Source organism: Centipeda artemidis DSM 19719 (genome assembly GCF_000426665.1).
Lineage (GTDB): Bacteria > Bacillota > Negativicutes > Selenomonadales > Selenomonadaceae > Centipeda > Centipeda artemidis.
Window position 1 is genome coordinate 46258 of sequence record NZ_AUFU01000012.1, and the last position, 20477, is coordinate 66734.

Genomic DNA, 20477 nt, shown 5'->3' on the forward strand with positions numbered 1-20477 from the left:
AGGAGCCGGTCATGACGCTTCCCCACCAATGCCCCGACTGCCGCATCGTCTCCATGCAGCATCAACAAACATAAGGAATTCCACGATGAAAAAAATTGGCAGAAATGACTCTGCATATAAAAAGAAAGCTCCGATGCCCACGGAACTCTACGCCGAAGAAGAGGTGGACGCCGTCGAGAATTACATCGAAGCAAACTTCGGCACATACGGGCACGTCTTTCATGAGGTCGTATCGCCGGACATCCATCTGGACATCTGCATCGTTGAGCCGACCGAGGAACGCAGCTACTATATGCTCGTCACCCTCGGGATGGGCGCGCACCGCATGAATGTGCCCGCGGAGCTCGCAGATCGCAAACTCGAACGTGCCGAGCTTGCGATTGCCCTGCCGCGCGACTGGAACATACACGAGAATGCAGAGGAGCATTACTGGCCGATCCGCCTGCTGAAGACTCTCGCACGTCTGCCAATCGAGGACAACACTTGGCTCGGCTGGGGACACACGATTGACGGCAGATCTCCCTACGCAAAAAATACTGCACTCTCCGCCGCACTGATCGTCAGCGGTCAGGTCAAAAAGGGCGGCAGCAACGTCTGCGTTCTCCCCGATGGAGATGAGGTCAACTTCTATCAGATTATCCCGCTCTACAAGGACGAACTCAAATACAAACTAGAACATGACGCAGATGCCCTGCTCGACCGTTTCGCCGAGCGTCACGTGCGCTTCGTCATTGATCCGCAGCGGCGCAGCGCACTTGCGCCCGAGGACTTCACCGATCTCGTGATGGACAATGCACAGTGGCACCTCGATACGCTGCGCGAAAAGAAGCTGCCCGTGGATGAGCTCACGGCATATAACCACCTCGCGATCTATCTGCGCTGGTGCATCAAACACGAACTGATGGCAGATTGGTTCGTCCGTCAGTACGCGGCGACCATCCGTGCCGTACAGGAGCATCCGGCAGATACCGACCTGCGCCCCTTTCTCCGGGACGAACTGCACGGGATTCTGATGCACGGCTTCTTTGGCGAGGAGGGCACGGCATTCGCAGAGTATTACTACGACGGTGATGCCCCCTCCTTCCCCTCGGACATCGACAATCATGCCTTAGCGTACTTCGGTGCGGAGCAGTACTTCTCGGAGGAGTTCGACGACGAGGCATATCTCTTCGTTCCGTTCGATGAGGACTACTATGCGGCAATGGCGGCGACCATCGCACAGCGGTGGGACGCTTGGAAGCGGAACAGCGCCGAGCGGAAAGAAAAAGAAGATGAGAGGCCAAACGACGTTGCTTTGGCGATCATGCAGTACCTGAATTGCGGCAGGGCAGACTGCACACTGACGTACTTCCCACCGATGGCGGACGACGATCCGATTATGGCAGCGTACAGCTATGCCGTACGCCGCAGTGTGCACGACGGCTATGTTCCTGTGCTCATCGTACCGAGCGATACGCTGTGGGAGATTCTGACGATGAACGCAGAGGCGGAAAAGGGCGTGTTCGAGGACTATGACTTCGATGCGGATGCCGTGGTGCAATACCGCGAAAAAATGCTTGCACAGTCCATCGGGAACGGCAAGGCAATACTGACGGAGCGCCTCCCCATGCGCTTTGGAGAACGCCGTGAGGAAGCGCCGGACGATGAAGATGCGGAGGAGTTCCGTGAGACTGACCACTTTATCAGCTATTGGGACTACGAGACGCAGAAAACCCAGCCGATGATTCTCGCCAAAATTCCCGTAAAGAATCCGTGGGAGGTGTTCGCCTATCTGCCGTTCGGCGGATGGAACGACTGCCCCGATACGACGGCACTCATGGCGGTATCGAAGTACTGGCACGAGCAGCACGGCGCCGTCCCCGCCGTCCTCACTTACGATACGCTCGAGTACAGCGTGCCCGCGCCTATCGCAGAGGAAAGTGCCCGTGAACTCGCGGCAGAACAGTACGCGTTCTGTGCCGACATCGTCGAGCAGGGCGCGCCCAGCATGACCGTCGGCAAACTTGCTGCCGACCTTAAGAGGTCAAATATCTGGTATTTCTGGTGGGATTGAGGAGTTTTTATGACCTTGCTCGAGCAGTGCCAACGCTGGCACGAAAACGAAGAGTATCAGAAAATCATCACAGAGATCGAGGCGCTGCCCGCCGCAGAGCGCACGCCGGAGCTCGACAGCGAGCTGGCGCGTGCCTACAACAATGCAGCGTGCGTCGATGACCGTGCGTATTTTGAGAAGGCAATTGCCCTCCTCACGCCGCACGCGGACTACTTCAAGGGCGATCACCTCTGGAACTTCCGCATGGGCTACTCCTACTACTACCTTGACCGCGAGGACTGCGCCCTCCCCTACTTCGAGGAGGCGCTTGCCGCGCTCCCCGGCGACGCGGACACGGAGCGCATGATCGAGAGCTGCCGCAAGATGCTCTCCCTGTCGCTCTTTCAGCGCCCGTTCCGCAGCCGCGTGCAGGAGGCATGGACAGCCTTCGCGCAGGCAGAGACGGATCTGCGTGCGCTGATGGACAGTGATGAGGACCGCGGCGAGGAGCTGATTGCACGTGTGGAGGACATTCTGCGCATCGCCTTTGATGACGCCTCATTCGAGCTTGGAAAGGGCGGCGCGAAATATGAGCTGATCCTCACGCCCGAGGGTATGCGCACCAAGCTTTTTTCGCTCGTCTATTTCGCACGCCTTGCCCCCGCCTCCGTGCGCGAGCACTGGGACATCCGCGTCGGGCGCACAGCCTCTCTTGGCTTTGCCCTGCGTACGAACGACTACAGCGTAGAGATGGAGGATGTCGCCGTCTGGTTCACACAGGAGGGAGAGGGGATCGCCCTCACACTCTACTGCGAAAAGTTCCTTCCTCTTCTGCGGGGGGACGAGGATCGCGCATGGTGGATGCTCTCCATGATCGTCGATCAGGCACTCGGCGAGATTGCCGCTATGCGTCTCATCCACGATTTTGAGATCATGGATACGCCGAAGGAAGAGCCTTCGATTACGCTGGCCTGCCTTCCAAAGGCTCTCTCGGAGGCGGGATTTTCCCTCGACAGCGACGCAGAGGACTATCTTGAACACTCCTATCTCGCCTACGAGCGCGACCCCGACACCTCTGCTGAAGCGGACTTGCGGCTCGATGTCTATACGGGCAGTACACGTCTGCCCGCTCTGCTCAGCGCCTATATGGAAAACGACGCGACACTTGTGAATATGTATCATGCGGACGGGATTGCGGCGGGCTTTCTCGCCTATCCGCTGCCGGAGGATCTGCGCGGGAAATCCGAGGAGATCCTTGATTTTCGCGACACGCTCATGGAGGCGATCACGGAGGCGGCAGGAGCAGATGCCGTGACCTTCCTCGGCGGTGCAACGGGCACGAGCTGCGGTTATCTGGACTTTATCGCATGGGACTTGCGGGCGGTGCTGGATGCGGCGGTTCACTTTCTCACGGAGACAACGCTGCCGTGGGCTCTGTTCCACTCGTTCCGGCGGGACGCGAATCCCATCTGCCTGCTCGACCGCACAGAGGAGGATCAAGAAAGCGACGCCCCTGCGGCATCCTCCCTGCTCTCCCCTGCTGCAGTCAAAAAGATGGAAGCGCTGGATGACGGTTCCACGGGATATTTCTACAAGATGCTCAAATATCTGGAACAGTATATCAAGAACGGTGTCATCAAGGGGAATTTCACACGCGAGGAGGCGCGTGCCGATCTGGACATCGCCCTCTGGTATGCGTATGCGTGCAACAACATCGATACCTACGAGTACTACTACCGCACGACGCAGTGGATGCCCGCCTCGGAGGTGAACGCACGCGGCTGCGGCACGTGGTACTACCGCTACGCCGTCGCGCTCATGTACTGCGGCCGTCTGGAGGACGCGCTCCGCTATGCCGAGCAGGGGGCATTGGAGGAGCCGGACTATCCGTGGACGTATCTGCAGTTCGGCAAGCTCCGCGCCCATTTTGGCGACCGTGACGGTGCTCTGTTGGCTGTGCAGTGGGGGCTTGCGCTCGTGCCGGACGACCACGAATTCCTGACACTGGAACGCGAGATCAAGGAGGGGGCAAGCATTGAACAGATGTCCTATCACTGGATTGATCCCACGTTTGACGAGGAGCTGCAAGGAGCGGCAACGACAGGCGAAATATTGGGGCTGCGCGATGGTGTGGATGCCGATGGAGAAATGTACGAGAAGCAGTGCGCCATCGCCTGCATGACGGTGAACGAGGCGGGGCTTGCGTACTTTCGCCAGCTCTTCCGCCCCGATCCGAAGAGCTACGAGAAGAATGCGCCCTATTGCAGCTTTTCCTATCCCGTAGGAGATACGTCCGTGCGCCTCGTCTTCCGCATGAATGAGGCAGGGCTGTCGAAGCGCAGTCCCGCATGGCTGCGCACGCAGAAGGAACGCCTCGACGACGGGCGCTGGCTGAGCCGCGTCGACGAGAAGGGCACGGGGGCACTGAGCGCAGTGCATTTTGAACTTGACAATCAGGTCACACTCGAGTACCAGTACCCATGGCGGGATAAAAACCTCTACATTCCATTGGATGAGGACGGAAATCCGAGGGATGATGGTGAGACGTAACCGTTCGCATATGAAAAAGGCGGCAAATGCCGCCTTTTTGTGTGTCCAAATTTACAACCCAAGTTCCTCCTCGATCAGTACCAGTTCCATCGGGCGGTAACTCATCTTCTTGTAGTGGATGGTCAGCGCATTGCAGATGCGCTCAAGTGCCGCGCAGTCATAGCAGCGCGTGCCGTCCTTCGCGCAGGGCGTTTTCTTGCCCTTGCGGTGCGCGTTGCGCGGGGCGGCGACGCGGTGAATGCGCTCGATCCCCGCCTCGATGTCGGGGACAAGCTTGTTGATGCCGACGACGAAGTAGGTCTTTTCATGTCCGAAAAGCGAACCCGCGACACGATTGCCCGCACCGTCCATGTTGAAGATCTGCCCCTGCTCGGTGATGGCGTTCGCCGAGAGCAGGAACACATCCGTCATCAGCGCCTCTCTCCCTGCCGCGAGAAATGCCTCGATACCGCCGACGTGCCCCGCGCGCGGCGGGTCGATTACCTCGTTATGCATGCTCAGACGCTCGTAGAGCGAAAGTGCCCGCAGCGTCTCGGAGTCGCCGAATCCTACGCGCTTGCCGCGAATCTCGTCGGCAAGATAGTCCGCCGCTGCTGTGCGCTCCGCGAACCGCGAGACATCGTAGCGATTTTTGAGAAACGCCTCCATCGTGCGCACAATGCGCTCCTCATAAGCTGTGTCGGACATTGTTCCCACCTCCTTCGTACCCCCATACCCCCTGATACCAATGTGTCACGAAGCGAACCCGCTCCCTCTCAATACGTCTCTATGATGTTAAAGTTCGAATCACATACCGCGGGCGTCCGCCCGATCTCACGGATGACACGAATAATGTGATCCTCGGAGAGGGCGCGCGGGCTCTTTGCGCCCGCATCGTGGAGAATGGTCTCCTTGTGCACCGTTCCGTCGATGTCGTTTGCGCCGAAGCAGAGGGCGACCTGCGCGACGGGAACGGTGAGCATGACCCAGTACGCCTTGATATTGCGGAAGTTATCGAGCATGAGCCGCGAGATCGCAATCGTCCGCAAATCGTCCCACATGGAGGTCTGCTTCACCTTCTGCCCCAGCTCGGTATTCGACGGGAGAAACGGGAACGGGATGAACGTCTGGAAGCCGCCCGTCTCGTCTTGGAGGTCGCGCAGGCGCAGCATATGCGTGACGCGCTCCTCGATCGTCTCGATGTGCCCGTAGAGCATGGACGCATTCGTCTTGATGCCGAGCTCATGTGCCGTGCGTGCGACCATGAGCCACTCGTCTGCCGTCGCCTTGTTCGGGCAGAGCTCGCCGCGTACGCGATCGGTGAGGATCTCCGCGCCGCCGCCCGCGATGGACTGAAGTCCCGCATCGCGCAAACGCAAGAGCACTTCTTTCACAGACAGCCCCGATGTCTTTGCAAAATGTGTGATCTCAACCCCCGTAAAGCCCTTGAGATAAAGCGACGGGAACGCCTTATGCAGGGCGGCGAGCCGCAGGAGATAGTCGTCGAACGTCCAGTCCGGATGCAGTCCGCTCACGACATGGAGTCCCGCCAGATGCGGATCGCGCATCGCGTCCGCGACATGGGCGACCGCCTCATCGACGCTCATCTCGTACGCGCCCTGATCCTCGGCATCACGCCCGAATGCGCAGAATTTGCAGTGTGCCGTGCAGATATTCGTCAGGTTGACATGGCAGTTCACGTTGTAGTACACAATATCGCCGCATTTCTCCTGGCGCACACGGTCGGCGAGCGCCCCGATCCGGGCGATGTCCGGACACGCGAAAAGACGCACGCCGTCCTCGTGCGTCAGTCGCTTCCCACGCTCAATTTTCTTCTCGATATCCAAAATATCCAAATCATCGCTGTGCAATCGATCCGTCTCCTAAAATATGCTGTGGAACAATTTCGCCGCCCCTCGTGAAAATTCCTGCCACACACTATTCCGCTTTGTCCGCCTGCACCCGAATCGACGTCAGCAACTCGTCGATCCGCGGCGCAACCGCGGTATTGTCCGCGCGGCGCGCAAGGGTAATATTCCACTGATTGAAGCCAATCGCCACGACGATGCTGTCGTCGATATAAGACGCGCCGTTCACCGTATATGAATACGAGAAGAGGTGCGCGGGCACCCCGCCGAGATCGATCCGCTCGTTTCGCATCATACGGTCGGGTTGATACGCCGCCGCGATCGCATCGCGCGCGCCCGCCACAGCCTCGTCGAGTGTCGGCGGCGCAGTGCCGTCGTCCGCGAATACGCTGTGCTGGACGAGCACGTCAAGCCCCGCCGCCTCGGCACGAGCAGTATATTTGCTGATAGAAAATCCTATCGCCGGAAAAGACTGCTCCTCTTTTTGAAACGCCGGAAGCTGCGGAAGCAGCATCGTCAGCGTCTCTCCGTGATCCGAGATCGTAACGGGAGCAAGTGCGATCGGCGCGGTCGTCTCCGTCTGTGCGGGTGATGATGCAGCTGCTTCCGCCGCCTGTGCGGTTGTCGCGCCAAGAGACGCGGCGCATATCCCCAGTGCGATAAAAGCGTATGCATATTTTCCTGCGGTCATATTGTACTCCTTTTTCACCGGTAAAAATACGGCGCTATGCCGACGGCCAATCAATCACGTCGAAAAGCTCGTCAAAATTACTTCCGCGCAGAGGCAGATCCGATTTGGAAAAAATAGTCTCTCTAATTTCGATGGAAACCGTCGCCCTCTTCACCGTGTATCGATGATAAAGCGGTTTTTGCCCGGACTTCAAACGCGCAATCATGTGCGCCCGGCAATATTCGTTCGCGTTCAGGAAGCCGTAAACATCTTCTTTTTTCTTAAAATCCGCAACACGTTCGAATCCCATCGTGTCGCAGATAAATTTTTCGGAGGATTGTCCTGTAAAGTCCTTCGCGTGAAGGCAGGCAACATATTCGAAATTCGGATTGTTAAGGATGATGAAACAAGGAATCCCCCTCTTTTTGTTCTGCTGCCTGCAATAGTCAACCAGCTCTTCAAAAGCATGTGCCTCTCCGACATTCGAGGTAATACGGTCTCCATCGACAATCATAAACCGTGCAACGCAGTTTACTTGTCCTTTCGTCTTAAGCTCATTAAGAAATGCCGCATAACCGCCGCCCTTCATATTAATCGGACAAAGTGCGATTTCGACACCTTGTCGTGTTCTCATCCCGTCAATGTAGTGATATTCGGTATCGCCTTCACAAAAGATCTCGAACCGTTTGCGCAGGAGCCGTTTGGGTCTACTCATCGGCAGTGCCTCCAAGGATTCCCTTCATATAAAATTCGTAGATTTTCGTTGTGCCGTAGCGAATCTCCGGAAAATCTGCCAGTGAGTAGATCTCAGAGTTCAGATTTTCTCGATTTTTCGTAATGAAATAAATCTGCTCTTTCATGTAGGTAGTGAGGTTGAGATGTAGGACGTTATGCGTTGTAAAAACGAACTGCCCGTGATGTTCTTTTCCGCTCATATAGGCAATGATACGGTCGGACAGCACGGGGTTCAGCACACGATCCATCTCATCCGCAAAGATTATTTTATCCTCGTAGATGACGCGGAAAATTTGTATTGCCCATGAAAAAAACTCTTTCACGCCGGAAGAATCCATATGAAGTTCTCTTTTGTAAGTACGATGTTCCTTGTCCTCGCGCACAATCATCGTCTTACCGTACGGATTCTCCTCATCAAGCTCGATGCGCAGAATGCTGTAATCGACCATCCGCAATATATCTATATACCGTGGATCCTGCAAAATCTCAATCTCCGATGCACGTCCGGCAGGGCTTTTCCGTTCGTCGTCCAACGATACAACCGATAGGCGGTGCGTCATCCAATCCAGCAAAATATTCGCCGATGCATCCCCCAACAAGGCTAATTTTGTAACAAACAGACCTGCTTTTTGTTTATTCCCCTGAAGAATTAACGGGTAATCGGCCGGCGCACTGCCTTGAAATAGTTCCATGTCACCGCGACGTAAATATTCTAGGATGATATGCTCGCGGGATTTACGCTTTTCACGTTGATAGAAGCCTTCCGAAACAATCCCCCTGCTGTCAAGAATTAATCGATACCGAAAAATCTGCGTGCCATTGGGTGTAAATTCCAACTCGAAAAATTGCTCCGCATTTTTTTCCTCTCGCAAGGCAGACACATTCACATAGGGGGACACCGTTTTGACGATCGTATTTTCAATAAAGAGCGACTGCAAAAACATGAGGCTGCGGATAAAGTTTGATTTTCCCCCCGCATTCTCGCCGACTATTACCGCCGTCTTGAGGGGATGTGTGCCGCATTCGGCAGTATTGTAATTGCCGGGGTAGCGCCGCAGCACCTTGCCGGAGGAAGCGTTCAACGAAAAGAACCCTTGCCCCTGAAAGGAGCAAAAGTTACTGAAGCTATAGTTTAAGAGCATGAGTGCACCTCATTATAATGAGAAAATCACATTTTTGCTTTAGAAGAATCTTTTCTCCTATTTTATACGCAAAAATGCAGAAAGTAAATCATTTTTTTGCATTACAAAAACGCCGCCCTGCCTCACGGAGATAGGACGGCGGTTTTCACGCGGGGTGATTGCTCCGCGCAGATGCGCTTAGTACAGTCCGAACGGGGCTTCGCTCAGGCTGATGTAGATGTTCTTCGACTGGGTATATGCGTCCATGATGACCTTGTGCGTCTCGCGCCCGATGCCGGATTTCTTGTAGCCGCCGAACGGTGCGTGCGCGGGGAGCTGATTGTAGGTGTTGACCCACATGCGCCCGGTCTCGACCGCCTGTGCGACGCGGAAGGCTCGATTGATGTCCTTCGTCCAGACAGCGCCGCCGAGTCCGTACTCGCTGTCGTTCGCCATCTTGACGACCTCCGCTTCGTCGTGGAACTTGATGAAGCAGACGACGGGTCCAAAGATCTCTTCGCGTGCGACGCGCATGTCGTTCGTGACGTCGGCGATGATGGTCGGCTGCATGAATGCGCCGCCTTCGAGCCCCGCACCCTCGGCGCGTGCGCCGCCGCAGACGATGCGTGCGCCCTCTTTCTTTGCGATGTCGATGTATTCGAGACTGTTCTTGAGCTGGTGCGTGTTGATCTGCGCGCCGATCTGCGTCGCATCCTCCCACGGGAGACCAACCTTCACCGCTTCGAATTTCTCCTTGACTGCCGCGAGGAATTTGTCATAAATCGTGTCCTGCACGAATACGCGCGATCCGGCACAGCAAACCTGCCCTTGGTTAAAGAGAATACCGAGGCAGACGCCCTCAACCGCCTTTTCCCACGGCGCATCCTCGAAGTAGATGTTCGCGGATTTGCCGCCGAGCTCGAGCGTCGCGGGGATCAGGCGATCCGCCGCCGCCTTTGCGACGTCGTAGCCGATCTCGGTGGAGCCGGTGAAGGCGAGTTTTTTCAGCCCTTCGTGCTCGAGGATGTAGTTGCCCGTCGTGGAGCCGCGCCCGGTGACGAGGTTGAACACGCCTGCGGGCAGGAGGTCTTTGATGATGTCCGCGAGGGCGAGCACGCTGAGCGAGGTCTCGCTCGAGGGCTTAAATACGATGCAGTTGCCCGCGGCAAGCGCGGGGGCGAGTTTCCACGCCGCCATGAGGAACGGGAAGTTCCACGGGACGATCTGTCCGACGACGCCAAGCGGTTCGCGCAGAACGATAGAGAGTGTATTCTCGTCGATCTGCGATGCGGTGCCCTCTTCGGCGCGGATGACGCCCGCGAAGTAGCGGAAGTGATCGCTCGCGAGGGGAACGTCGACGGCGCGCGTCTCGCGGACGGGCTTGCCGTTGTCAAGACTCTCGATGTAGGCGAGATCTTCGGCGTGCTCATCGATTCGGTCGGCGATCTTCAGCAGAATATCAGCGCGCTCGGCGGGGCTCGTCTTCTTCCACGCGGGGAACGCCTTCCAGCCCGCCTTGACCGCCTTATCGACGTCCGCCTTCGACGCCTCGGCGCAGACGCCGATGATCTTGCCCGTGGCGGGCGTCGTCACTTCGTACGATTTCTCGCCCTCGGCGGCGATCCATTCGCCGTCGATGAAGAGCCCCCAGCAGGCGCGATAGCTGCCGTTTTTGATTTCTTCTGCGATTTTGCTCAATATCATCACTCTTTCCTAAGAATACTTATCCAAATGTTCTTTTATTATAGTGCAACCGGGATTCCTTTTCAACACTAATTGAAAATATTTTTCATTTGTTACGATTTTCACAAACAAATTTGATTCAGGTAAAACTGTGTATTTAATTCTTCCTATTTTGAAAATCTCCTTTATTTTTCTTTCCGGCTATTGACAATTTTCTAAAATTTGATATACTGAAATCAGTAAAGGAGCCTGTAAAAGGAAGCCTGATTCAGGACAGGCAACCCGCCCGTATGAACCGTAAACATACGGTGCGCAGCTCCGGGATTTTCCCACAGTGTTGACCAACGATTCGTTGTGTGTGCGGGATTCAGTCGATGTCACGGTAAGAGCCGCGGGTGCGGCACACATCGGCTGCGTCCCCGACGGGCTGGGAGGAGATTCCAATGGGATATTGAGCAGCCGTACAACTCCCCGCAGCGGGGGTGCATGATCCTTCCGTGGAAGGGCGGATCGGATGTACCGGGCAACGCATAAGAGGCGGCAGGAGGACGCGGCAGTCCGCTGGGGCGGATGCAGCGGCGAACGGGTGCGCCGCGTGAGAACGTGTCACGCGCGGAGGAACCTGAGGGTCAAGCGCACAATGAGGTTCGCCACCGCGGTTTTACCGCGGTTCGTAAGGTTTTCGTGAGGAAAGTTCCCCGGCGCATGCTAGCGGCGATGAGGAACGAAGCAAAGGACGTTTGGATGCAAGAGAGTTTTCAATCACTTCCCGTATTTTCCGCATAACCGCCGCCGGGTGACGAGAAAGCCCGCCGGCGGTTTTGTATTGCAAAATTTTATCTAGTTCCGTTGACATTAATTTTCCCCTTTTCTTAGATTTTCCCGGGTTTATATCGTAGAAAAGTCCTAATAGGCGTTTACTTCCCTTTTTTCTATGTTATAATGTGCCCCGCTTTCCATCGTAGACGCCGGGTTCTCCAATATCGCTGAAGGGCTGGGGCTTGTCGTCTTTATCGGGCTGCTCTTATATTTTGGAAAAATCGTACGGGGTGAGAAAAAAGCATAAAAAATAAGGACTGCTGCAGGCGCGTCCCGGCGCATGTGATGCAGCCCTATTTTTATGTGCGGATGTCGCGTTCCTTATCCCCGCGGCAGTTTTGACAGCAGGAAGCGCAGGAGAATGTAGGCGGCGATGCTGCCCGCGCCCGTGGAGATGAGGAACGGGACGATGTAGACGGTGTAGCTCGCAGGCGAGAGTCCCATGAGGAGCGCTGCGACGGGATAGGCGGCGAGCGCGCCGAGAATGCCCGTGCCGAGTGCTTCGGCGATACAGGTCAGCCCAAGACGGTGCGTATAGCGATAGACGATGCCGCAGACGAGCGCGCCGACCATGCTGCCGGGGAACGCCATGAGACTGCCCAGCCCCGCGATGTTCCGCAAAAGGCTTGCGGAAAAGGCGACGCCAACACCCCATAGAGGTCCTAGGAACACGGCGGCAAGGATATTGACGAGATGCTGTACGGGCGCGCAGCGGCTGCCGAGCACGGGGAAACTGAACACGCCGCCGAGGACGGCGATCGCGACGAGGATGCCCGCAAGGGTGAGTTTTCGTGTGGGTGTGTCAAATATTATTTTTCCTTTCGCATGGAGGATGTCGGCGGTTGCCGGGACGTCAGGACTGGATAAACGCGCTCTTTAGATCAAAGGTATGCGCCATCGGGCCGTGCCCCTTCCCGAGGTTAAGTCCCGCCGCGAGCGCGCCCGAGAGGTACTCCTTCGCGCGGGCGACCGCCGCGTCTATGTCCATGCCGTACGCAAGATTCGAGGCGATTGCACTCGAGAGCGTACAGCCCGTGCCGTGCGTGTTCTCCGTCGCGATGCGCCGCCCCCGGAACCACCGTGCACCCGCAGCATCGACGAGCAGATCGTTCGCATCATCCACTGCGTGCCCGCCCTTCATCAGCACCGATGTCCCGTAATCCGCATAGATTTTCGCCGCCGCATACTCCATATCGGCGGTATTTTTGATGTCCATCGCGGCGATCACCTCTGCCTCGGGGATGTTCGGCGTGATGAGATCGGCGCGCGGCACCAGTTCTTTGCAAAGCGCATCAACCGCCTCCTCAGCGATGAGCCGCGCGCCGCTCGTTGCGACCATCACGGGGTCGAGGACAATGTTGCGTGCGCGGTACTCCGCAAGTTTCTTGGCAATCACGCGGATCAGCGCCGCATCCGCGACCATGCCGATCTTAACTGCATCGGGCGGGATGTCGGTGAACACGGCATCGATCTGTGCCGCGAGGAATGCGGGCGGCACGGCGAGGATGTCCGTCACGCCCTTTGTGTTCTGCGCCGTCAGCGCAGTGAGCGCACTCATGCCGTAGACGCCGTGCGCCGTCATCGTCTTGAGATCCGCCTGAATGCCCGCCCCGCCGCTCGAGTCGCTGCCGGCGATGGTGAGGACCGTGGGTTGTTGGTACATGGTTTCATCTCCTTGAATATGATGCGTTTTTCCCTCGCGTTGTTTTATTTTATGCGGCGGAACACGATGCGCCGCCATGCAGGATCCGTCACACAGAACTTTCGTGCCGAAGAGGTGTCTGCCGCAGCCATTTTTAAGCCCCGCTTTTTTGGCAAGGCAGATACCGGAACGGTGATACAAAATTCAAACCTGTTCCACCTGCGCGCGCCGCATCAGCATTTCTTCATCCATACAACAAATCGCATCAATGATCTTCGTACGGTACGCGGCGTTGCCGTCCCCCGCCCCCATGCGCGACCAAGCGATCTCGCCCGCGACGCCCATCAAGACGACTGCCGTCAGCGCGGCATCGAGCGGACGTACCGGCACAGCCGCCAGCGCCGCCGCAGTGAGCGCCGAGAGCTGACAGCCCGTCCCCGTCACGCGGCTCATCTCCGCGCGCCCGTTGCGCACCGCATAGCAAGTCTCCCCGTCAGTCAGGAGGTCGATCGCCCCCGTGACCACTGCGATGCAGCGATGCTCCGCTGCAAATGCACGGACGAACGACGCCGACGCCGCGAGATTTTCCTCCGTCACCGCGTCCGCCGCCGCGGCATCCACACCGTCCGAATGCCCCGTTCCCATCGCGAGCGTCCGAACCTCGGAGATATTGCCGCGCACAGCCGTAGGTTTTACCTCATAGAGCAGGTCGCGCGCCGTCGCCGTGCGCAGACGACTCGCCCCCGCGCCTACCGGGTCAAGCACGATAGGCCGCGCAAGCGCATGCGCATGACGTCCCGCCGCCATCATCGCGGGAATCGTCCGCGCGTTCAGCGTCCCGATGTTGAGACACAGCCCCGCGCACAGTTCCGTAATCTCCTCGACTTCCTCCGGGTCGTCCGCCATGATCGGACGCGCCCCCGCCGCCAGCAGGACATTCGCCACATCGTTCACCGTCACATAGTTCGTGATGCAGTGAACGAGCGGCGCGGCGGATCGTATGGAGGGTAGAATATCGTTGAAAGCCATTATGTTATCCTTTCGTGGCGTGACGTGTGATCTGTATGATGCAGCGAACGGGCGTCTTATCGACGCCGCGAAGCATTGAACCCCGAAGGGGCGGCACGGCATGTTCTTTATCAGTACGGGGCAGTGTTAGAATGCCGCTTTGCAGTCCGCAGCGCGCAGCGCAAGAGGCTGTGCGGCATCATTTACTATAAGACGACACCGTCTCTGCCGCGTCGTTTGCGAAGCGGCGAGAAAGATGCCCTGAGCCGCGCATAGACACTTTCAAGAATTTTACCGCGTCGTCCGCGCCCCCAACGCCTTATTCACCGCATACGCAAGCGCCATCGTCAGCGCGATGGTCGGCAGTGTGCTCCCGACGGGCGTATCGACGACCATCAGATACCGATAGCACAAAAATCCGACGAACCAGACGGCGAGATTCGCTCCGTGCACGGCGCGCTCCGACGCGTCCTCGTGCAGGACGAAGCTGCTCACGATCAGCACCGCGATCATCGGGGCAAAGACCGATCCGATGATGTAGAGGAAGCCCGTAATATCGTCCATCGGGTAGACCGCTGCAGCCGCCGTCCCCACGAGTGCAGCGACAATGCCGACAGTGCGCCCGGAGATGCCGCGCACGATGCTCTCGCTCGACACGCCCGCCGAATATGCGTCGAGGTACGTCGTCGTCACCGTCGAAAGCACGACGATGCCGAGCCCCGCCGCGCCGAGCCCCGCATGCAGCATGATCTGCGCGATGTCGGACGTCCCCGCGAGGATCGCCGCGCCCATCCCGATGAAATACATCCAGCAGCTCACGAGCCCGTAGACCACGGCGCTCACCGCAGCCGCCGCCACGGGACGCTCCGCCGCGCGCGTGTAGTCGCTGATGAGCGGCAGCCACGAGAGCGGCATCGCAATCGAGAGCTCGAGCGCCATCGCAAAGCTCATCGTCTCCCCCGCCGCGGACGCCGCCGCACCGTCTGCGCCCATAATCGTCACGCAGAGGAGGACGGTCAGGAGAAACAGCCCCGTCATCGCGACCGCATTCACAGGCCCGATGCGCAGGATGCCGATGCGGATCCAAAGGACGATGAGCGCACCGATGCCGAGACACCAAAGCGCGTGCCCCGCGTCCATAATACTGCCCGCCGCGAGTGCTCCATCATAGATCATGATCGACGTCCACCCGACGAGCTGGAGCACATTGAGCACGGCAAAGAGCAGCCCCCCGCGCCCGCCGAACGCCATCTTCACCGTCTCCATCGCGCTCCGCCGCGCACGTGCACCGATCACACCTGCAAGAAAGAGCAGGAAACAGCCGACGATATGACCGAGCACGATCGCCGTGCCGCCGTCCGCAAACCCAAGTGGAGAAAAGAACGTCCCCGTTAAAATCTCCGCGAGCGATACGCCCGCGCCGAACCAAATCAGCGCATTCGCGCCGAGACCTGTCTGCCGCTCCATCATATACCTCCGTCCGATACAGATACAAAAACGCAGCCATGCCAAGAGACATAGCCGCGTTCGACTGCATCGGTATATCCCTACGTTGGCATTACCCAAATCAGGTTGCGGGTCGGGACGCACACGTCCCCTCTCAGCCGCCTCGTGGCAGCTCCCCTTTATATTATGGAGAAAATACTCCAAGCACCGGCTGCCGGTTACTGTGCACTCATCGACAGCTCAATGAACTTATTCCCAAGCTTTGCCTTTTGCAGGACTTCCTCGGTGATGTCCGCGCCCGCCTCAACGATGACAACGCCGTTGTCCATCTTGATTGTGCGCGTCGCCTTCTTGCCGAGCAGGAAGCGGCGGTGACGATCCTCGTTCACACGCTCCGCGCTCTTTTCCTCCTCTGCGTGGGCAGGCTCTGCCGGAGCGGGCTCCTCCGCCGGAGCACTCTCAACAACCGGCTCCGGTGCAGGCTCCTCTGCGATCGGCTCTTCTGCGGGCAGCTCCTCCGCTGTGGGCTCTGCCGCAGGGGCTTCTTCTTCAGCGGGAGCTTCCTCTACGGGAGCAGTCTCTGCCGCGGGGACTTCAGGCGCGGGCTCTGCCGCAGGAATGTCAACGACCGGCTCGACTGCGGGGAGCTCTTCCACCGCAGGCACAGGCGCAGCGGATGCCGCCGGTGCTGCCGCTGCGTCAGATTTTTTTCCGGCATCGCCCTCCGGGGAGATCACGGTGACTTCCTTCCCAAAGATGGAAACCTGATCCGCCGTAACCTCGGACGTCATGCCCTCGGGTGTTGTAACCTCGCATTTCTCGATGCTGCCGTCCTCGCCGATGAAGATCTCGGAGATGATCCCCTGAATCACACCCGTGCGCGTGATCGCCTTCGTTCCGATGACACGGATGTTGTCGTCGAGCAGCGTCTCAAAATCCCCCGCTGCATCGAGCGTCAGGATATTCTCGCTGTTGTTGATCGTAACGGCATCCTCACCGACCGCAATGACATTATCGTAGGGAATGAGCTTGACTCCGCGATACCAGTCCTCGTCCTCGATCGTGACCGCTGCCACGACGCGGTTCGGCGCATCGATGAGCAGGGTCTTGCTCATGCCGAGTTCACGCCCCTCCGTGATGCTGATGACGGGAAGTCCTAGGATGTCAACGCTTTTCTTCATTTCTATTCCTCCATTTTTCAAAAATGTCAAGGGTGGGAAGCGGGTGCCTCGTCCGCCTGTCGGTTCGCCGCGTCGATCAAATCCTTCGGCACGTCGCCAAAGGGAAGCGTCGGCGTGCCCCGCAGGGCAAGCAGAAGGGAGAGCGCGTCCATGTACCGCAGGGATCTTTGGAACTCCTGCACCATGACGAGGTTCCGCGCGATGCTCGGCAGCGTGAGCGCGTGGTTGAACAGGCTGCGTGCCGCGCCGTAGTCGCCCATGTTCTTGTAGAGCGTCGAGAGCTCAATGACCAGATACGGCATATAGGAGTCTCCGGGATGCCGCGCGAGCGCCTCCCGGTACGCACGTATGGCATGCGCGGGGTTCTGCGCCGCCGACTCGTACGCGATGTCAAGCAGCGCATCGAGATCGGTCGGCAGCCGTTCCTCCTCCGCAGCGACAACGGGTACGTCAGAGACCGGATGAGACGCGGCGGAACGCACTTCGTCCGCCGTGTGATCGGCAGGAGCGTCAGCATCGTGCATCGATACGGAGCGCTCCGGTTCCATGCACACCGCCGGATCCGCGGACGGTGCTCCGGCAGCCGCCGCATCCGTGATCGGCTCCGGTACAGCGTCCGGATCCTCCTCAAAGGAAAGCGGCGCCGCATCTGCCCGCGGGCGCACCCGATGTGCGGCTCTTCGGTTATAGATTGTCACACACGCGCCCGTACCGAGGATCAGCAGCGCCAGATGTACATAGTACATCCGCGTCAGCGCGGGGCTAAACGCGATCAGCCCCGCGACAAGCCCGACACCGAGCAGTGCCGCGAGAACGACGGAGGAAAGCCGGATCTGCATCACTGCGCCGCCTCCCTCCTTTTCCCCTCGATCTCCACGCCGCGTTTCCTATGCCGCATTCACCGCACAGGTATTCTAGGACTCTTTCGACACGAATGAGAAAAATCCTTCCTTTTTCTGCAAAATATTCTTGAAAAACATTTTTATTTCCACCCTTTATTTTGGAGGGTATTTTATAGTATAATGACCGTGACATTCATTTGCATCCAAAAACACCGCCATGTGCGTCAGGATACGGGTGCAATGGGGATATGTGCTTATCATTTTTTCGGATGGGAGAGGTTCATATGACGCAGGAAACGGTGACAATCGAGAACAAAACGGGCATCCATGCGCGTCCCGCATCGGTATTCGTTCAGACCGCGACGAAGTTCAAGTCCAAGATCCAACTCGAGGCGAAGGGCAAAAAGGTTGACGCCAAGAGCATCCTCATGCTGATGAGCATGGGGCTCGTCAAGGGCACCGAACTCACCATCATCGCCGAGGGCGAGGACGAGGCGGCGGCAGTCGCGGAGCTCGCAGGGCTCATCAAGTCGAAGTTCGGCGAAGAGTAACATATGCCGGCGCCCCGGGGTTTTGCAGTGCGCACTTCGCCCCGAGGCGCCTTTTTCATCGGGAATTTTTCACACGGAAAGAGGGGATATATATGTCGGAGACCATCCGTGGAAAAGGTGTGATCTCGGGGATTGCCGTCGGCACAGTCATGCTCGCGGGGCAAAACCTCGACGGCTATCTCGCTGCCTACCACCCGGGAACGCTCGCGGAGGAAGAGAGCAAAGCGGAAGCGGCGATTGCAGCCGTCACGGAGACCCTGCTCACAACCATCGAGCGCCTGCGCAAAGAGGATCAGGCGGAGCAGGCCGCGATCCTTGAGGCACACCGCATGATGGTGCAGGACCCCATGATGGCGGACAATATCCGGAGTAAAATCGAAGCCTGCGGCAGCGCGCCGCAGGGCATCCTCGATGCCGCCAACGAGCAGGCGCAGGTCTTTGAGCAGATGGAGGATGAATACTTCGCCGCGCGTGCCGTCGATCTGCGCGATGTGGGCAAGCGCATTGCCAAATATGTCCTCGGCGTGAAGGAGCCCGAGCCCGGCGCAGGCCAGCTCATTCTCTGCGGTGAGGAGATCGAGCCGTCCGTCGTCGCGGGAATGCCGACAGATCAGATCGCGGGCGTCATCTTGGGCTCTGGCAGCGCGACGAGCCACGTCGTCATCATCGCCAAGGCGCGCGCGATCCCGACCATCCTCGGCATCGGCGATAAGATCGAGCTCATCAGCGACGGCGACGAGGTCATTCTCGACGGCAGCCGCGGCGACATCGTCATCCGCCCGACCGAGGCAGAGCGTGCGCTCTATGAAACGAAGATCGACGAGCAGAAAAAACTCGCCGCCCACTACGCCGCGCTCAAGGATCTCCCCGCCGTCACAAAGGACGGCGTGCGCATTGAGCTGACGGCGAACATCGGCACCCACATGGATGTCGACAACGCGCTGACCTACGGCGCGGAGGGCGTCGGACTCTTCCGCTCGGAGTTCATCTTCATGGGCTCCTCGACCATCCCGACCGAAGAGGATCAGTTCAAAGTTTACCGCGCCGCCGTCGAGAAATGCGGCGATCATATCTGCGTCATCCGTACGATGGACATCGGCGGGGACAAGCCGCTCCCCTACCTCAACATCGATCCCGAGGAGAACCCGTTCCTCGGCTACCGGGCGCTGCGCATCAGCCTCGACCGGCACGACCTCTTCCTGCCGCAGATCAAAGCGATCCTGCGTGCGGGACTCTACGGCAAAGCCGCCATGATGGTGCCAATGGTCATCAGCGTCAGCGAGATCCAGCGCGTGCAAAAGCTCGTCGAGCAGGCGAAAGTCGAGCTCGCCCACGAGGGCAAAGAGTATTCCGATGACGTACAGGTCGGCATCATGGTCGAGACTCCGGCGGCAGCCGTCGTCTCCCCGCTCCTTTCCGCCTACGTCGACTTCTTCAGCATCGGCACGAACGACCTCATCCAGTACACGCTTGCGGTCGACCGGGGCAACGCCCAGATCGCGCATCTCTACAACCCGTTCAACCCCGCCGTCCTGCGGCTCATCCAACGCACGATCCAAAGCGCGCGCGAGCGCGGTATCTGGGCGGGCATGTGCGGCGAGATGGCGAGCGACCCGTACGCCGCCGTGCTGCTGCTCGGCATGGGCATCACCGAGCTCTCCATGAGCGCGCCGTCCATCCCGCGCGTCAAGGAGATGATCCGCTCCGTCACATCGACGCAGGCAAAGGATCTCCTCGCCGACGTCATGAAGATGGAGCACGGCGTCGACATCCGCGCCTATGTGCACAAAATGCTCGGCGATACGACAGGCACCGTCGCCGAAGGATAAATTTCTTCTCCTGTTGCTTTTCTCACAGACGCCATGTGCTGCATGAGGTATCCTATGTGTGTGTGTTATATTTGACGATCAAGACGGAGCTGTTGCACGCGCAAGTGTAACAGCTCTGTTTCATATGAGACGGGGCGGGCGGTGCTATATGGCGGATTGCGCCGTAACGCGTGTGCCGTTTGGGTATCCGCCGCAGCCGGTTTTAAGCGCCGCTTTTTTGGCAGGGCGGATGCCCAAGCGGCGCTAAAACATATCCGATGAGAACATCAAGAACGACCTAAGATACATGAGAAGGGGGGATGCCTCGTGCCGCTCACCATCCACACCGACCTCTGTGTCTCCTGCGGCATGTGCGCCGAGCGCCTGCCCGACGTCTTTCGCATCGACCGCGCGGCGCGATCCGCAGAGGTCGTGCGCCAGCCGCAGCCCATAGAGACCGACGATGCGCTCGAGGCGGCGGAGGACTGCCCTGTCGGCGCAATTATATGGGAGCAGACTGTGCCATCAAACTAAAATTATAC

General features: G+C 58.3%; 18 protein-coding genes and 1 riboswitch. Of the genes, 6 read left to right on the forward strand and 12 right to left on the reverse strand.

The features are described 5' to 3' along the window. Positions 1-85: 85 nt before the first annotated feature. Both K341_RS0107945 and K341_RS0107950 read left to right on the forward strand, forming a co-directional pair. Positions 86-2053: a suppressor of fused domain protein gene (locus K341_RS0107945; protein WP_026762438.1), complete on the forward strand. Its 1968-nt coding sequence runs from the start codon at positions 86-88 to the stop codon at positions 2051-2053. Between the two features lie 9 nt (positions 2054-2062). After that, complete coding sequence (locus K341_RS0107950) at positions 2063-4582, forward strand: tetratricopeptide repeat protein (RefSeq protein WP_026762439.1); 2520 nt, start codon at positions 2063-2065, stop codon at positions 4580-4582. Between the two features lie 51 nt (positions 4583-4633). Here K341_RS0107950 and K341_RS0107955 read toward each other — a convergent pair whose 3' ends face one another. From K341_RS0107955 to thiM, 9 genes are all read right to left on the reverse strand, one after another. Further along, complete coding sequence (locus K341_RS0107955) at positions 4634-5269, reverse strand: LUD domain-containing protein (protein WP_026762440.1); 636 nt, start codon at positions 5267-5269, stop codon at positions 4634-4636. Positions 5270-5337: 68 nt separating this feature from the next. Then, on the reverse strand, positions 5338-6432 hold the full coding sequence (gene mqnE / locus K341_RS0107960; RefSeq protein WP_026762441.1) for an aminofutalosine synthase MqnE: 1095 nt from the start codon (positions 6430-6432) through the stop codon (positions 5338-5340). A 67-nt stretch (positions 6433-6499) separates the two neighbouring features. Next, a complete protein-coding gene (locus tag K341_RS0107965) occupies positions 6500-7120 on the reverse strand; it encodes a hypothetical protein (RefSeq protein ID WP_026762442.1) in 621 nt (206 codons plus the stop codon). A 34-nt stretch (positions 7121-7154) separates the two neighbouring features. Then, entirely contained in the window at positions 7155-7829 is a 675-nt protein-coding gene (locus K341_RS0107970) for an RloB domain-containing protein (RefSeq protein ID WP_156024924.1), read from the reverse strand. Further along, positions 7807-8976 (reverse strand): AAA family ATPase, encoded by a 1170-nt coding sequence (locus K341_RS0107975; protein ID WP_009349448.1) that lies wholly within the window; start codon positions 8974-8976, stop codon positions 7807-7809. The genes K341_RS0107970 and K341_RS0107975 overlap by 23 nt, the downstream gene beginning before the upstream one ends. Before the next feature lie 177 nt (positions 8977-9153). Next, on the reverse strand, positions 9154-10659 hold the full coding sequence (locus K341_RS0107980) for an aldehyde dehydrogenase family protein (RefSeq protein ID WP_009349446.1): 1506 nt from the start codon (positions 10657-10659) through the stop codon (positions 9154-9156). Positions 10660-11778: 1119 nt separating this feature from the next. Beyond that, a complete protein-coding gene (gene thiW / locus K341_RS0107990) occupies positions 11779-12267 on the reverse strand; it encodes an energy coupling factor transporter S component ThiW (RefSeq protein ID WP_026762446.1) in 489 nt (162 codons plus the stop codon). A 43-nt stretch (positions 12268-12310) separates the two neighbouring features. Beyond that, positions 12311-13120 carry a bifunctional hydroxymethylpyrimidine kinase/phosphomethylpyrimidine kinase gene (thiD, locus tag K341_RS0107995; protein ID WP_026762447.1) on the reverse strand — a complete coding sequence of 270 codons (810 nt, stop codon included), beginning with the start codon at positions 13118-13120 and terminating at the stop codon, positions 12311-12313. Positions 13121-13303: 183 nt separating this feature from the next. After that, a complete protein-coding gene (thiM, locus tag K341_RS0108000; RefSeq protein ID WP_009349443.1) occupies positions 13304-14128 on the reverse strand; it encodes a hydroxyethylthiazole kinase in 825 nt (274 codons plus the stop codon). Positions 14129-14203: 75 nt separating this feature from the next. Between thiM and K341_RS12345 the strand changes: the two genes are divergently transcribed. Further along, positions 14204-14383 (forward strand): hypothetical protein, encoded by a 180-nt coding sequence (locus K341_RS12345; RefSeq protein ID WP_071585542.1) that lies wholly within the window; start codon positions 14204-14206, stop codon positions 14381-14383. 15 nt (positions 14384-14398) lie between these two features. Here K341_RS12345 and cytX read toward each other — a convergent pair whose 3' ends face one another. The 3 genes from cytX to K341_RS0108015 all read right to left on the reverse strand — a co-directional run bounded on the left by cytX (position 14399) and on the right by K341_RS0108015 (position 17573). Beyond that, a complete protein-coding gene (gene cytX, locus K341_RS0108005) occupies positions 14399-15577 on the reverse strand; it encodes a putative hydroxymethylpyrimidine transporter CytX (protein ID WP_009349441.1) in 1179 nt (392 codons plus the stop codon). Between the two features lie 57 nt (positions 15578-15634). Further along, positions 15635-15741, reverse strand: a riboswitch (TPP riboswitch). 30 nt (positions 15742-15771) lie between these two features. Further along, a complete protein-coding gene (locus tag K341_RS0108010; RefSeq protein WP_009349440.1) occupies positions 15772-16734 on the reverse strand; it encodes a PRC-barrel domain-containing protein in 963 nt (320 codons plus the stop codon). A gap of 26 nt (positions 16735-16760) precedes the next feature. Continuing rightward, positions 16761-17573 (reverse strand): tetratricopeptide repeat protein, encoded by an 813-nt coding sequence (locus tag K341_RS0108015; RefSeq protein ID WP_026762448.1) that lies wholly within the window; start codon positions 17571-17573, stop codon positions 16761-16763. 287 nt (positions 17574-17860) lie between these two features. Here K341_RS0108015 and K341_RS0108020 point away from each other — a divergent pair, with 287 nt between their 5' ends. The 3 genes from K341_RS0108020 (at position 17861) to K341_RS0108030 (ending at position 20469) form a co-directional block, all read left to right on the forward strand. Further along, positions 17861-18127, forward strand: coding sequence for an HPr family phosphocarrier protein (locus K341_RS0108020; RefSeq protein WP_009658598.1), 267 nt, complete (start codon positions 17861-17863; stop codon positions 18125-18127). 92 nt (positions 18128-18219) lie between these two features. After that, positions 18220-19956, forward strand: coding sequence for a phosphoenolpyruvate--protein phosphotransferase (gene ptsP, locus K341_RS0108025; protein WP_026762449.1), 1737 nt, complete (start codon positions 18220-18222; stop codon positions 19954-19956). Positions 19957-20262: 306 nt separating this feature from the next. Continuing rightward, the gene (locus K341_RS0108030) at positions 20263-20469 is read left to right on the forward strand and encodes a ferredoxin (RefSeq protein WP_051217784.1); all 207 of its coding nucleotides are present in this window, start codon (positions 20263-20265) and stop codon (positions 20467-20469) included. The last annotated feature ends 8 nt before the right edge of the window (positions 20470-20477 follow it).

Excerpts from the sequence above, each read along its gene's own strand:
- K341_RS0107945 (WP_026762438.1), top strand. The coding sequence starts at position 86 with ATGAAAAAAATTGGCAGAAATGACTCTGCATATAAAAAGAAAGCTCCG.
- K341_RS0107950 (WP_026762439.1), top strand. The coding sequence starts at position 2,063 with ATGACCTTGCTCGAGCAGTGCCAACGCTGGCACGAAAACGAAGAGTAT.
- K341_RS0107955 (WP_026762440.1), bottom strand. The coding sequence starts at position 5,269 with ATGTCCGACACAGCTTATGAGGAGCGCATTGTGCGCACGATGGAGGCG.
- K341_RS0107965 (WP_026762442.1), bottom strand. The coding sequence starts at position 7,120 with ATGACCGCAGGAAAATATGCATACGCTTTTATCGCACTGGGGATATGC.
- K341_RS0107975 (WP_009349448.1), bottom strand. The coding sequence starts at position 8,976 with ATGCTCTTAAACTATAGCTTCAGTAACTTTTGCTCCTTTCAGGGGCAA.
- K341_RS0107980 (WP_009349446.1), bottom strand. The coding sequence starts at position 10,659 with ATGATATTGAGCAAAATCGCAGAAGAAATCAAAAACGGCAGCTATCGC.
- thiD (WP_026762447.1), bottom strand. The coding sequence starts at position 13,120 with ATGTACCAACAACCCACGGTCCTCACCATCGCCGGCAGCGACTCGAGC.
- thiM (WP_009349443.1), bottom strand. The coding sequence starts at position 14,128 with ATGGCTTTCAACGATATTCTACCCTCCATACGATCCGCCGCGCCGCTC.
- cytX (WP_009349441.1), bottom strand. The coding sequence starts at position 15,577 with ATGATGGAGCGGCAGACAGGTCTCGGCGCGAATGCGCTGATTTGGTTC.
- K341_RS0108010 (WP_009349440.1), bottom strand. The coding sequence starts at position 16,734 with ATGAAGAAAAGCGTTGACATCCTAGGACTTCCCGTCATCAGCATCACG.
- K341_RS0108015 (WP_026762448.1), bottom strand. The coding sequence starts at position 17,573 with ATGCAGATCCGGCTTTCCTCCGTCGTTCTCGCGGCACTGCTCGGTGTC.
- K341_RS0108020 (WP_009658598.1), top strand. The coding sequence starts at position 17,861 with ATGACGCAGGAAACGGTGACAATCGAGAACAAAACGGGCATCCATGCG.
- ptsP (WP_026762449.1), top strand. The coding sequence starts at position 18,220 with ATGTCGGAGACCATCCGTGGAAAAGGTGTGATCTCGGGGATTGCCGTC.